Genomic DNA, 12,623 nt, shown 5'->3' with positions numbered 1-12,623 from the left:
TTTTCGGAAGTACACTGTTTTGCATGCACTGCTTCAGACCGAGAAGCAGTTTTGGTTTCTTCCTGAAAATGATGTCTCCTGCTTATCGTAAAAGCTTAAACATGGTAGACTAAAAAACGTGATTGTATCGCTAAACCGAGGTATGGAGGATGAACTACTATGAGCCGCTTAAAAGACAATGGCTTTGAATACTATACATTAGATGAACTTAAAGCAAAAACATATTATAAACAGGATCTGGAAGCCATCACTTCCGTTTTCGATGAGCTTCCCCGGGATGAATACGCCCCGCATCTTAACCGGTACCGCCGGTATGCCCGCGCTATTATTATGCCGGGCTCCCATCGGCTGGAATGGCTGCCAAAAACAATAATTGACGACAACTCCTACTACGAGTACTTTCAAGGAAGCTTTAACCCGGAATATACAGATGAATACAGGCGTTTTCCCGCTCTACCTGAAGAAATGATGTACAATGCACTGCTCGAAGACATTATTCGTTTTGATTTCAAGCAGACCTTCTGGATGAAAGAAGACGCATTAATGCCCGTTCATGCCGGCATTCATTTTGTGAAACTATGCGTCAATGAAGCAGGAGAAACAGCCGTATCTTCGCCCAACAACCTTCATCAGGATGGTGAGCCGTTCACGTTTGCCCATTTAATACGCCGCCGCAATGTGAAAGGAGCAATGAATGCTATTTCCACTCCGGCCAACCGCGGCCAAATGCCTGATAATCTCGCTCCCGGGGAATTAACAACTTCCTTTTATCTGGAGAATCCGCTTGAATCCTACGGTATCTATGATCCGCTTGTGACGCATTATGTAGGAACCGTAGAAAAAGGGGACCGGAATATGCCTGGAGAACGTTCTGCTATTCTTATAGACTTTCAGCCAACGGTTGTCTCAGATTCGGAGCAGACAAGCAGCATGAAAGGCCTGACTGATCAGATGATATTTGTATAAACAAAAAAACTGCCCCTGGAGGCAGTTTTTTTATAACACGTAATAGCTCAGTACAAGCTGTACTTTAAATATATTGTCATCTTTCCGGAAACTCTTTTCAATAGGCTCTGTGCGCCCTTTGATCCATATTTTCAGCTCACTGTCGAACTCGAATGTACCGGCGGTTTCTACACTGTAGTGCGAAACGCTTTTATAGGGAACCGTATGATATTCCGTTTTTTTCCCCGTCACCCCCTGCTTATCGAGCAGAATCAAACGGCGGTTTGTGAAAATAATCATATCGCGGTAGAGCTTGAAGGCATACTCCACCTGTTCTCCTTTAATCAGCCAATCGCTCAGCTCACGCTCTACTTTCAGCACATCGGTTTCTGACGCATTTCCCATTAAAGAGTCAAATAATCCCATGATAACCCTCCTTTTTCTTTAATTCACGGAAGTCAGCGACACCAGTTCATAGTACATCGTTGTCCGTCCGCTTCCCCACTCCACTTTTACAATGACCGCTTTCCCGAAAGCTTCTTTATCTTCGTACGTATGAATCGGCAGCGCAGTATCCATAGGGTACATTTGATACCCGTCTTTGATCAGCTCAAACTTGCGTTCATCCAAACGTTCGGCCTGCTTATGGGTAATTATTTCCCAGTTCATTTCCATTTTAAATCCCATATCTATTCTTCTCCTTTGATCCGGCTCTTTTGCATCATTTTATTTTTTAACAAATCGCTTATTTAGAAGAATTTTCTTTTTCTCCATTTTTCCAGAGCGCCCATTTGGTGGAGATCGTGAGCGTAAGTGAAATAGCAATCAGCGTCAGCATCATAATATTAAACGATGTCAGATTGCCGTAATCCATCGTAATTAGGATATAAGCAGCCACGACAAAAAACAGCCAGTCCCATGCATTAAACATTGATAGTATTTGCTTCATGATAAACAGCGGCGTCTCTTGTGCATCAGCAGATGCATCCCGGGCCGCCTTTCCCCCTTTTCGTTACTAGTTGTCCTTATTATCTTCACATAGAACAGCTAAATAACACAATCCCTTTCTTTTGGCACAAATAAAAAAGCACCGCAGACAAATGCGGTGCTTCTTACGCTTATTTATTCAAGTGGCCGACATAGGGAGAAATATCGACATTTAACTTATCGGCAAGTTTCTGTCCGAGATCTGCGTCCGCACGGTAGAAGTTGCATACCATACGAAGAACAGTTTCCTCCGCTACGTCACCAAGATCATCTGTTAAATTTCTCAATAGAGCATCTTTGGTTTCCTGATCGTAGCTTCTGTAAATACGGCCGGCCTGTCCAAAGTCGTCCGCTTTTTCGATTTTCTTGCGGCCTGCGCTGTCGCCAGGAAGAGGCTGTTCAGAATCAATATAAGCTGGATCTTCTGCCGGCTCCTCTTCGTAACGGTTCGGCTCGTAGTTGATACGGCTCGTCTGCTGCGCAAACGGCATTGCACCATCACGAGTGTTGTTATTTTTCTGGGCAAACGGACAGTTGATTGGAAGATCAAAGATAGTTCGCCCCTACGCGGTAACGCTGCGTATCAGAGTAGGAGAAAATACGTCCCTGCAGCATTTTGTCTTCAGAAGCCTGAATTCCAGGTACCAGAACACCAGGATTAAAGCTGACCTGCTCTGTTTCTGCAAAATAGTTATCCACGTTTTTATTTAACGTCATCGTTCCTACGTGGATATAAGGGATGTCTTCCTCAAGCCAGTCTTTCGTGGCATCAAGCGGATCAAAATCAAAATTGTCGATGTCCGCTGGATCAAGAATCTGTACATACAGATCCCACTCCGGGAAGTTTCCTTCTTCAATCGCATTGTACAAGTCATCGGTTGCATGCTGAAATTCTGTAGCCTGGATTTCTGTAGCCTGATCAGCGGAAAGGTTTTTAATGCCTTCTTTCGGCACCCAGCGCTTTTTCACGTAAACGGTATTGCCATATTCATTAATCCATTTGAATGCGTGCACACTCGAACCGCGGATATTGCGGAAGCTCGCCGGGATTCCCTCGTCTGTGAACAAATGAATCATCATGTTTGTGGATTCCGGTGTTAAGGACATGAAATCCCAGTAACGATCCGGGTCCTGTTTATTTGTTTTCGGGTCCGGCTTAAGCGAATGAATAACGTCCGGGAATTTAATGGCATCACGGATAAAGAATACCGGAAGGTTGTTTCCTACAAAATCATAGTTTCCTTCTTCGGTATAGAATTTCACAGAAAAGCCGCGCGGGTCGCGGAGTGTCTCCGGAGAGTGACCGCCATGAATAACCGTAGAAAGACGGGCAAATACCGGCGTTTCTTTACCTTCCTGAAGAAAATCTGCTTTCGTATAGCGCTTCATGCTGTTTTTTACTTTAAACACGCCATGAGCACCTGCTCCTCTGGCATGAACAACACGCTCAGGGATTCTTTCTCTGTCAAAATGGGCTAGTTTTTCTACCAGCTGGTAGTCTTCGAGTAGTGCAGGACCGCGGCGTCCGGCGGTACGGGAGTTCTGGTTGTCGCCAATAGGGACTCCCTGGTTCGTCGTTAATTTGTTGTGATCAGCCATAAAAAAAAAATCCTCCCATTCTTTAATTAAATTCCTGGTTAAAAAATAACCTGATTCGTATTTTACCTTATTCTGTGTAGAAAATTCCAATACTTTGTATTAATTTTAATCTGATAATGATTATCTTTTTGTTATTACTATTACTAGAAATGTCCAGATATATAATATACCCTTTTTAGTTATTTTCTATGCTTCTTTATTATATTTACTTCCAGCAGCTCTTCTACAGTTTATGTTTTCAATCAGCAAATGTTTCCTGCAGAATATAGTAGGACTCTTTTTGCGCGGCTCATATTCCGGAAGGTCCCATTCTTCCCACGTATACTGCTTCATTTACCTGCCGGCACTGTACCATCCTCCTGGGCCGGAAGTGTCTTGTTAATCTCATACACATCATCCTGTTTTTCTCTCTAACAGAAGAGATGCTTTGATCCCTTCCGTTTCTTCACGGGCAGTTAAACCCTCTTCCTGCTGGATATCCCCCATGATCTCTTTTGTACCTGGAGCTGTAATATTCAAAAGCTGCCATGGGATACGCATTTCGATTGCTCCTGTTTCGTCATCTATCATATAGTCTGCAAGCGAGTCATATGAATCGCTTTCCGGATCAGCATTTCCATGGCGAAGCTTCCCCGTTTCATAATAGCTGAACGGCAGTATTTCTCCAGTGTCCGGCCTTTCCAGTTCCCGGTTCAAAGCAAGCCTCATCGGATGAAAAACCCCACTATCTGCGCCCGCTTCCTCCTCTTCCAGGTCCTCCGGTAATCCAGATGAAAGACATCGTAATAGGCATCTACCGTAATACGGGCATTTTCTTTATCAGGCAGCTCAATCATAAAGTCGATGCCTTCTTCAAAGCTGACGCCTTCTATGTGCTCAGCTTCTTTGTTCCCCTGGTCTGGATTCACATCCAGCGCCAGGACAGGCGTCTCATCTTTTTGACGGTCTATACGGAAATAGACGAATTTTTCATCGTGATCCATCCATAAAGCTTCTGTTTCTGTTTCATAGAGAGGATCAACGTCTTTCCAGTCATCAAAAGATCCGTCTACTTTTATTTTATCCCGGTCAAAGCTCAACAGCCCAAACTGTTGTTCATTTGTCTGTGCGTTTGACCAGTAAGGACGTCTATCAGGATTATCATACTCCATCGTATTCCACGTTCGCTTAAACCACTCATCCTGCCATGTAAACACAAGCCCGCCGAGCATGCCTTCTTCCTCAATATCTTCATACAGGCTCGACAGCATTTCCCCCTGCTGCTGTTCAGATATAAATCCTTGATTATAGCCGAAAGGATTTTCATGCGTTTTTCCCCGTGAGGCAGGAATGCCAAACTCCGCAATTAACACCGGCAGGTCATTGGCTTCATGTAAATCCTTTAAATAGCCCGCATAGTTATTTTTTTCTCCGCGGTGGTCTATAAATTCCGTGTAGTCTTCTTCTACATTCAAAAAGTCAGGATAATAAGGATACACATGATATGAGGCAAATTGTCCGGTTATTTCAGATGATCCTTTTAGTTTTATGTGATTTGGATTAACAGAAGCCATATCTTCCTGCTCCAGCGGTTCTGCCGGATGATCGAGATGATCGGTGCTCACCCAGTTTGTGAAGCTCATTGGTCTCGTCCAGCTGTATTCCTCTTTCTCATATACCGCCATTGTATCCATCTGTTCTGCAAGCCAGTGTTCAAACGGCTCTGCGTTTTCTGTATAAATAAGCTCTCCTTCGTACTCTCCGGTATTTTCATGTTTTTTATTCGTTTCATCTACCATAAATGGATACCATTCAATACCGACAATCCACCCTAAAACATAAGGGGAAATGTCTGCTGTATATTCTCCGTAAGCATGCCCGCGCTCCTCTTCAATAGAAGCACTGCCGTGCACGACATCGACAATACTTCTCATTTCCTGTTGAAAGTCTTCCGTATTTCCTTCATCAAACGCATCAAGGGTTTCTTCCAAAGGTTCTTCATTCACCCAGGCGCCGTGAAATAAGTAGATTGGATCTTCTGTTTTTTCGTTATGTTCTTTCAGCGCCTCATAAAAGGCCGGCGGATGAATCGTATAAATTCTTATAGTATTCCCGTTCATGTCTGCTATGTCTTCCAGCCAGTCTTTGTACTCTTCTTTTGTTATCGCCGCTTCTCCCGGAAAAGCGCCGGGCTTTCCCATTCCAAGGTTGACGCCGTGAATTTTCTTTTCCTGCCAGGATTCGCCGTCCCACACTTCAAAATTTTCTCCGGCAATCCGGGAATGGTATTCTATTCCGTCTTCTTCCAGCACAGCCGGCTGATATGTATTAAAAACCAAAAAATAAACTCCTGCTGCCAGCGCCAATCCCCCCAGAATCATCCATATCCAAGGTTTTTTCATTTTTATTCTCCCCCTCTTCACCTGCACCTATAGTACTATTATTCTCCTTAAATTGGAATTAAAAATCATACATTTGGTCTAATAATAAAAAAAACAGGCCTCCCATAAAGGGAAGCCTGTACTTCACTATTTTATTACAATCCAGCATCGTACTTTAAACGCTCAGACAGCTCTCTGAAGCTCTGCTCGTCAAAGCCCGGGGCGAATTCCTCTGGAATGTTTTCCAGATCCGGTATTTCCGCACCTTCCGGAATACCATCGACTACTTCCAATTCACCCGGAGGTCCGACTGGAGTAGGCCCTTCCCAGATACGGTCAAGAAGTTTATAATCATCATCACTGAAGCGGTAAAGCTTTCTGTGGAGTCCCTGATCTTCAAATTTCTTCGCATGGTCGAACTTGGAGTTATCGAGATTTGGTACTGGAAGCATTTTCGTCATATCAACGCCTGTCGCTTTTTCAAGCGCTTTGGCATATGCTACAACGTGCACTCCTCCTCGTACCAGCAGATAACCGCAGAGTTCTCTTGCTGTTTCATTATCCGTCATTTCATATACTCGCATCTTATGGGTACGTGCCCCGCATTCTAGATAAAAGTTATGAAGAAGATCCGTTACGAGTGTACCGCTGGAAAAAACGTTATCGCCGGACCACGGCTTTCCGCCTGAATCCATCGGCAGGGCATTTTGTCCGCCCATGATAAAGTTTGCTTTGTTACCAAGCGGCAGTACCGGCTCGAGCGGTGTATCGTCCGGATTTGTGCTGCCGTTTCCGACAGAACCGTCGATACATAGATTGATTGTATTGGCGACAAGTTCCACGTGTCCAAATTCTTCGGCTGTGATACTTGCTACAAGTTCATAGAAGGGTCTAAGCTTTTTCTTGCTTCGGAAATTAAACGATTGATACATATAATTGTTTAGTGTCGACATTTCACCGAAACGTCCACCCATAAGTTCCTGTACGGTCGTCGCTGCTTCCGGGTCTGGGTTAGTGGGGCGAGGGAGTTCAATTTGGAGCCTATCTACTCTTTTAAACATATTACTCCTCCTTCGTTTCCTGAAATTTATATTTCCGGACTCTATTCACTTACCCCGAATCCTCGTGCCGAAAACAGAAAATTCCCAATTTGTAAATAATTTAATCTTTCTGTAACAAACAATTTACTTTTGAATTGATTGTTTAGACACAGGGAAAATCAGGAATAGACATCAATGTGTAACAATAGATAAATAAAGGAGCGTATATATTATGAATCAACAGCAGCTTAAAGAAAAAATCGTTCAGGTTATTGATGAAAATAAGGTAGGAATTCTTGCTACTGTTAAAGGTAATAAGCCTCATTCCCGCTACATGACGTTCTTTAATGATAATTTAACTCTCTACACTCCAACAAATAAAGAAACGCATAAAGCCGAAGAAGTAGAGGAAAATCCAAATGTGCACATCCTCCTCGGCTACCAGGGTGAAGGATTAAACGATGAATTCGTTGAAATCTCCGGAAAAGTTACCATTCGTGATGACCAAAATCTTAAAGAAGAGCTTTGGAATGAGCGTATGGGCAAATGGCTGGACGGACCAAAGGATCCAGAGTATGTGGTGCTTGAAATCAAGCCGGATCACATCCGTTTGATGAACAGCGAAGGTAACCCTCCATTAGATTTGGATCTTTAATATAAAAAAAGCGTACCCGTCCGGGTTCGCTTTTTTTGTGTCTCTGCAGCAGTTTATTTTACTGTACAAAAAAAGCCGGCTCCTTGCGGAGACCGGCTTTGCTGTTATATTTTACAGTGCTTTTAATGCATCTTCAATTGTATCGTTACCGGAGAGAAGTTCAAATGTTTTATTTTTAGCATTTTCTTCTGTGATGGAAGCTATCATTACGTCCGCTACGTCTTCTCTTGGAATATCACGGCTGCCCGGATCTTCGAGCTTTTCTTTTGCTTCCACTTTGCCGGTTCCTTTATCAAACGTCAATCCGCCTGGTCTTACAACGGTATACGTCAGACCGCTTGCTTTCAAATGCTCATCTGCATTTTTCTTTGCTTCGGCATAATGCTTGATTTTGCCGCCTGGGTTTTCCACGCCAATCGCGCTTAGAATAATATAGTGCTTTACGCCATGAGCTTTGGAAGCATCCACAAGCTTGTTATTGCCTTCTTCGTCTACAGACACTGTTTTTTCCGGACCGGTTTTTGAACCGGATCCCGCTGCGAAGATCACAACATCCATGCCTTTCGGTGCATCTGATACGTCGCCTTCCAAATCGGAAATGACGGCGTCTTTTGCTCCAAGATTTTTAAGCTCGTCAGCCTGTTCCGGCTTTCTAATCATAGCAAATACGTCATGTTCGTTTGATTTTCCAAGCTTTTCTACTAATAGTCTTCCTGTATGGCCGTTTGCGCCTGCTACTAAAATATTCATTGTATTGGTGCCTCCTTGATTTTTTCTTCCAGCTGTTGGATACAGTATATGCTGTTCCCTTTCTGCAGAACCTTAAACGTCTGTCACTTACTTTTTATAAGAGACTGGCGTAAATTCTGCAGGGACGGCTTTTGGAGTTCTTGAGAATTTTCTTCTTTTTGAAAAAATAGCAAGCAGAACGGAAGAAAGCACCAAAATAATTCCAAGCAGCTGCCATCCGGTTAATACGTCCCGGAAGATAAGGACCCCTACGAGAATGGCGACGATCGGCTCTACTGTGGAAAGAATAGCAGCTTTCCCGGCCTCGATGTGTTTCAAGCCGGCAGTATATAAAATATATGCCAGAATCGTGGAAACAAGAACGCTGCCGAGCGCCCAGATCCATACTTCCCATTCCTGAAACAGATACAGCCTCGTATGCAGGCCGCTCATAGGAAGAAGAACGAGACTGCCGCAGAGCATGGAATATGCCGTAATGGTAATCGAGCTGTATTTCCGGCTGACAAATTTGCCGATCACGCTGTAAATACCGCAGAAAAAACCAGAGGCAAGACCCAGCATTAGAATTCCCGGCTCTACAGCAGCAGCTCCTCCCGGCAGGAGTCCTGCTACAAATGCACATCCTGCGAGCGTTAAGCTGATAGCAATCAGCTTGTTTTTTGTCAGCGGTTCTTTAAAAATAAACCGTGACATGAGTGCCACAAATACGGGGCTAGTATATAGAAGGACGACAGCAATGGAAAGAGATGCCTCATCCATAACGGTGAAATAACACCAGTTAAACAGGGCGATACTGACTACACCGAGACCTATAAAGTGAGGAATATCACGAAAATAAATGTGAAGCTGGTAGGAACGGATGGCCAGGAGCACCGCGAACAAAAGAAAAGCAGATAACGTCATACGGACCGTAACCACTTCAAGCGGAGTAAAGCCAAATGTGTATAGTTTCTGTACGAATAAGCCGGTCATACCCCAAAAAGAAGCACCGGCAATTGTCATCGCATAAGCTCTGCCCTTTTCCATACACTATCCCTGCCTTTGCTGTTTCGAACTGCACCTATCTTCTCACCCCTTCCCCCTTTTGCCTATACTATTTCATTATTTTAGCAGAATAGTTTTGACTAAATTTGACCTTTAAAACTTTTAGGTTTATCATACTCAGCAGGTTGGGTATAATACTAATTAGTTACAATTAATAACTTACAGGAGGAATAGAAAGTGACACAATCATTTACGAAGCAGTATATCAATGGAAGCTGGACAGAAGGCTCCAGTGCCAAAACAATAGAAAATGCAAATCCATTTACCCAGGAGGCTCTGGGCACGATTACGTCCGCAAACGAACAGGATCTGGATGCAGCCTATAACGCAGCCGCCACCGCGCAGAAAGAATGGGCTGCGCTCGTTCCCGCCGAACGGCAGGCTCATTTATATCAGCTTGCAGATACAATGCAGGAAGAAAAAGAATTTATTAAAGAATGGCTTGTAAAAGAAGCTGGAAGCACTGCCGCTAAAGCAGAAGCCGAATTTCAGGCAGCACTCGGTATCGTTCGTGAATCCGCTTCTTTCCCAACAAGAATGGATGGAAAAATTCTTCCTTCCAACAATCCTGGTAAAGAAAATTATGTGTACCGTATGCCTAAAGGCGTGGTCGGCGTTATCGGACCATGGAACTTCCCGTTTCATTTATCTATGAGATCCATTGCCCCGGCCCTTGCTACAGGCAATACTGTAGTAATAAAGCCGGCTTCCGACACACCGGTTACTTCAGGCTTAATGCTTGCCCACGTTTTTGAAAAAGCAGGATTTCCTAAAGGCACGGTTAATGTGTTAGTTGGACGCGGCTCGGAAATTGGGGACAGCTTTGTGACGCACCCCGTGCCAAAAGTGATTTCCTTTACCGGCTCAACTGAAGTCGGAAGCCACATCGCAGAACTTGCCGGAAAGCACTTAAAAGAAACGGCATTGGAACTAGGCGGAAACAACGTTATGCTCGTGCTTGAGGATGCAGACGTTGATCAGGCTGTAGAAGCTGCAGCATTTGGTAAATTCCTGCACCAGGGACAAATATGCATGGCGCTTAACCGCATCGTTGTTCACGAAAGCATTCACGATGAATTTGCAGAGAAATTCATTGCCAAAACAAAATCACTGCAGGCTGGTGATCCATCAGATCAGAAAACCATAATTGGTCCGCTTATTAATAAAGATCAGCTGGACCGCATTCAAAAAGATCTTGATGAAAGTGTTAAGCAGGGCGCTCATATCGCGCTTGACGGTAAAACAAACGGCAATCTTCTCGAGCCTGTCGTGCTCACCGGCGTAACAAACGATATGCCTATTGCTGAAAACGAAATATTCGGCCCGGTTGCCCCTATTATTAAAGTAAGTTCAGAGCAGGAAGCTATTGATATTGCCAATGCTTCTCCTTACGGCCTCAGCGGATCTGTATTTACTAAAGACCGCTTCCGCGGCATTCAGGTAGCAAAACAGATCGAAACAGGAATGGTTCACATTAATGATCAATCTGTAAACGATGAAGCCCACGTAGCATTTGGCGGCGAAAAAGATTCCGGACTTGGCCGTTTCGGCGGTGAATGGGTAATCGATAAATTTACAACAGTTAAAACCATCGGGGTTCAATCCGGTTACCGTAAGTTTCCATTTTAAAATAACAGCACGATTATTTTGACCGATTGCATACCTTCCAGGGAAAACGGCTTGCTTCCAAGCCGTTTTTTCGTTACATTTACAGTAGACAAAGGAGGCGAACGACATGGAAAAAGAAAAAGAAGAGCCGCTATTTGAAAAAGGCGAGGTCTTGTACTACCAAGGAAAAGAATGCCGTGTCATTGCTGAATACGACCGTACGGTATGTGTAGAATTTTCCGGTTATCCTTTTGCAGGCGAAGAGGAAGAGTTCCCGCATCCCCGCGTGATCCTGCTTAAGAACGAAGTACAGCGTTCCGCTTAATTCGATAAAATAAAAAAGAAAGGCTCTCTTTGCGAAGGGGGCCTTTCTTTTTTTATGTGGAAAGCGGCTTGGACATCGCCACGATATCAAAAGGCGTACCGAGTTTTGTCACCGTTATTGTACGATAAACCCGGTAGCCCAGCTTTTCATAACGCCTGATATTATCTTCTGTAGTACACCGGACTTTGCAGTAAACTTCTGCTTTTCCGGCCTTTTCTGCTTCCGCCTCCACCCAGCTGATTAACGCTCTGGCATACCCGCGCCCTCTTGCTTCCGGCAGAACGGAAAGCCTCATAAAATAAAACCGGGTGTCCTCCTCTTTTACCCGTACCATTCCGAGAGGGATGCCGTTTTCATAGAGCACGGCCGCCCACTCTTCCCCGGCTTTCAATGCAAGAGCAATAGATTCTTCTGTTTCTTTCATTGCCCCGGAAGGCGGATCAAAATGATTGTACTCTTCAAATGACTCATGCATTACTTTTTTGATAATTCCTGCCTGCTCTACTCCTGCTTTTTTTATTTCAACCATCTATTTTTCTTCCTCTCATTAAATTCTCATTTTTTTATCATGATCTCTTCATTTATGTATTCTATACTATAGTATATAAGAAAAGAAAAGGAGCGGGCAAAGATGAAAAAATTAATCATCATTACCCTCTGTATTATTGCTATTGGCGCTGTCGCTGTCGGGGTGCAGATGTTTTCAGCCTCTGCCGATGATCCTTCCCTCAATTCAGAGGAAGCAAAAGAGCTGGCTGCAAGCCGCTATCCCGGAGAAGTTACTGTAATTGAACTAAACAATGAAAGCGGAGAGCAGATATATACAATGGAAATTGACGGAGATGATAACGATTACCGTCTCAAACTTAACGCAGATTCCGGAGACGTCGTTGAGCTTTCTGAAATAACGAACGCCGATTCTCAAGAAGCAGCGGCAAGTGAGGAAAGCGCTGCAGATACAGGCTCAGAGCCTGAACCGGCTGCTGAAGAGAGCAGCTCTGAGGAAGCCCCTCCTGCTGAAGAAGAGCCTTCCCGCGAGACAGGATCTTCGTCAAATCAACTTCCGATAAGTATGGATGATGCTAAATCCGTTGCGCTTGAAGAAGTCGGAGGCGGTTCTGTTACTGATATTGAACTTGATGACGACGACGGCAGAGTGCTGTACGAACTCGAAATCGTATCTTCGCAGGGAGAAGTAGATGTAGATGTAGATGCACGCACCGGAGAAATTATCGTTATATCCTATGACTAATATGCTCTGTTTCTGCAGAATTTTCTATTTATCCCAAAAAATCAGATGGTAATTTGAT

General features: G+C 44.1%; 14 protein-coding genes and 1 pseudogene. 5 read left to right on the top strand and 10 right to left on the bottom strand.

The window, feature by feature from the left end; all coding sequences use genetic code 11:
• Nucleotides 1-159: 159 nt before the first annotated feature.
• Nucleotides 160-966, top strand: a complete 807-nt coding sequence (locus tag MMY81_RS24995; RefSeq protein ID WP_252314951.1) for a 2OG-Fe dioxygenase family protein — start codon at nt 160-162, stop codon at nt 964-966.
• Nucleotides 967-996: 30 nt separating this feature from the next.
• Here MMY81_RS24995 and MMY81_RS24990 read toward each other — a convergent pair whose 3' ends face one another.
• From MMY81_RS24990 to MMY81_RS24960, 7 genes and pseudogenes are all read right to left on the bottom strand, one after another.
• Nucleotides 997-1,371, bottom strand: coding sequence for a PH domain-containing protein (locus tag MMY81_RS24990; protein WP_252314950.1), 375 nt, complete (start codon nt 1,369-1,371; stop codon nt 997-999).
• A gap of 18 nt (nt 1,372-1,389) precedes the next feature.
• The gene (locus MMY81_RS24985) at nt 1,390-1,632 is read right to left on the bottom strand and encodes a DUF2584 family protein (RefSeq protein ID WP_120192787.1); all 243 of its coding nucleotides are present in this window, start codon (nt 1,630-1,632) and stop codon (nt 1,390-1,392) included.
• 58 nt (nt 1,633-1,690) lie between these two features.
• Entirely contained in the window at nt 1,691-1,894 is a 204-nt protein-coding gene (locus MMY81_RS24980; RefSeq protein ID WP_147419342.1) for a hypothetical protein, read from the bottom strand.
• A 169-nt stretch (nt 1,895-2,063) separates the two neighbouring features.
• Nucleotides 2,064-3,531 (bottom strand): annotated as a pseudogene (locus MMY81_RS24975) (catalase).
• 393 nt (nt 3,532-3,924) lie between these two features.
• Nucleotides 3,925-4,227 (bottom strand): hypothetical protein, encoded by a 303-nt coding sequence (locus MMY81_RS24970; protein WP_252314949.1) that lies wholly within the window; start codon nt 4,225-4,227, stop codon nt 3,925-3,927.
• Between the two features lie 8 nt (nt 4,228-4,235).
• Nucleotides 4,236-5,912 carry a hypothetical protein gene (locus MMY81_RS24965; RefSeq protein ID WP_252314948.1) on the bottom strand — a complete coding sequence of 559 codons (1,677 nt, stop codon included), beginning with the start codon at nt 5,910-5,912 and terminating at the stop codon, nt 4,236-4,238.
• Between the two features lie 134 nt (nt 5,913-6,046).
• Entirely contained in the window at nt 6,047-6,952 is a 906-nt protein-coding gene (locus tag MMY81_RS24960) for a manganese catalase family protein (protein ID WP_120192791.1), read from the bottom strand.
• A gap of 211 nt (nt 6,953-7,163) precedes the next feature.
• Between MMY81_RS24960 and MMY81_RS24955 the strand changes: the two genes are divergently transcribed.
• Nucleotides 7,164-7,586, top strand: a complete 423-nt coding sequence (locus MMY81_RS24955; RefSeq protein ID WP_252314947.1) for a pyridoxamine 5'-phosphate oxidase family protein — start codon at nt 7,164-7,166, stop codon at nt 7,584-7,586.
• A gap of 111 nt (nt 7,587-7,697) precedes the next feature.
• Here the strand turns inward: MMY81_RS24955 and MMY81_RS24950 are convergent, their stop codons facing one another.
• Both MMY81_RS24950 and MMY81_RS24945 read right to left on the bottom strand, forming a co-directional pair.
• On the bottom strand, nt 7,698-8,336 hold the full coding sequence (locus tag MMY81_RS24950; RefSeq protein WP_252314946.1) for an SDR family oxidoreductase: 639 nt from the start codon (nt 8,334-8,336) through the stop codon (nt 7,698-7,700).
• 87 nt (nt 8,337-8,423) lie between these two features.
• Nucleotides 8,424-9,362 carry a DMT family transporter gene (locus MMY81_RS24945; protein WP_252314945.1) on the bottom strand — a complete coding sequence of 313 codons (939 nt, stop codon included), beginning with the start codon at nt 9,360-9,362 and terminating at the stop codon, nt 8,424-8,426.
• A gap of 195 nt (nt 9,363-9,557) precedes the next feature.
• On the opposite strand from MMY81_RS24945, the gene MMY81_RS24940 reads away from it, so the two are divergent.
• Together MMY81_RS24940 and MMY81_RS24935 are read left to right on the top strand one after the other, a co-directional pair.
• Complete coding sequence (locus MMY81_RS24940) at nt 9,558-11,009, top strand: aldehyde dehydrogenase family protein (RefSeq protein WP_252314944.1); 1,452 nt, start codon at nt 9,558-9,560, stop codon at nt 11,007-11,009.
• Nucleotides 11,010-11,115: 106 nt separating this feature from the next.
• The gene (locus tag MMY81_RS24935; protein WP_120192796.1) at nt 11,116-11,313 is read left to right on the top strand and encodes a hypothetical protein; all 198 of its coding nucleotides are present in this window, start codon (nt 11,116-11,118) and stop codon (nt 11,311-11,313) included.
• A gap of 52 nt (nt 11,314-11,365) precedes the next feature.
• On the opposite strand, the gene MMY81_RS24930 is transcribed toward MMY81_RS24935, so the two are convergent.
• Nucleotides 11,366-11,842, bottom strand: a complete 477-nt coding sequence (locus MMY81_RS24930; RefSeq protein ID WP_252314943.1) for a GNAT family N-acetyltransferase — start codon at nt 11,840-11,842, stop codon at nt 11,366-11,368.
• Nucleotides 11,843-11,944: 102 nt separating this feature from the next.
• On the opposite strand from MMY81_RS24930, the gene MMY81_RS24925 reads away from it, so the two are divergent.
• Nucleotides 11,945-12,565, top strand: a complete 621-nt coding sequence (locus MMY81_RS24925; RefSeq protein WP_252314942.1) for a PepSY domain-containing protein — start codon at nt 11,945-11,947, stop codon at nt 12,563-12,565.
• Nucleotides 12,566-12,623: the final 58 nt, after the last annotated feature.

The organism is Sinobaca sp. H24, assembly GCF_023845525.1.
This window is presented reverse-complemented; position numbering and strand designations above follow the sequence as displayed.

Excerpts from the sequence above, each read along its gene's own strand:
- MMY81_RS24995 (WP_252314951.1), top strand. The coding sequence starts at position 160 with ATGAGCCGCTTAAAAGACAATGGCTTTGAATACTATACATTAGATGAA.
- MMY81_RS24990 (WP_252314950.1), bottom strand. The coding sequence starts at position 1,371 with ATGGGATTATTTGACTCTTTAATGGGAAATGCGTCAGAAACCGATGTG.
- MMY81_RS24985 (WP_120192787.1), bottom strand. The coding sequence starts at position 1,632 with ATGGGATTTAAAATGGAAATGAACTGGGAAATAATTACCCATAAGCAG.
- MMY81_RS24980 (WP_147419342.1), bottom strand. The coding sequence starts at position 1,894 with ATGAAGCAAATACTATCAATGTTTAATGCATGGGACTGGCTGTTTTTT.
- MMY81_RS24965 (WP_252314948.1), bottom strand. The coding sequence starts at position 5,912 with ATGAAAAAACCTTGGATATGGATGATTCTGGGGGGATTGGCGCTGGCA.
- MMY81_RS24960 (WP_120192791.1), bottom strand. The coding sequence starts at position 6,952 with ATGTTTAAAAGAGTAGATAGGCTCCAAATTGAACTCCCTCGCCCCACT.
- MMY81_RS24955 (WP_252314947.1), top strand. The coding sequence starts at position 7,164 with ATGAATCAACAGCAGCTTAAAGAAAAAATCGTTCAGGTTATTGATGAA.
- MMY81_RS24950 (WP_252314946.1), bottom strand. The coding sequence starts at position 8,336 with ATGAATATTTTAGTAGCAGGCGCAAACGGCCATACAGGAAGACTATTA.
- MMY81_RS24945 (WP_252314945.1), bottom strand. The coding sequence starts at position 9,362 with ATGGAAAAGGGCAGAGCTTATGCGATGACAATTGCCGGTGCTTCTTTT.
- MMY81_RS24935 (WP_120192796.1), top strand. The coding sequence starts at position 11,116 with ATGGAAAAAGAAAAAGAAGAGCCGCTATTTGAAAAAGGCGAGGTCTTG.
- MMY81_RS24930 (WP_252314943.1), bottom strand. The coding sequence starts at position 11,842 with ATGGTTGAAATAAAAAAAGCAGGAGTAGAGCAGGCAGGAATTATCAAA.
- MMY81_RS24925 (WP_252314942.1), top strand. The coding sequence starts at position 11,945 with ATGAAAAAATTAATCATCATTACCCTCTGTATTATTGCTATTGGCGCT.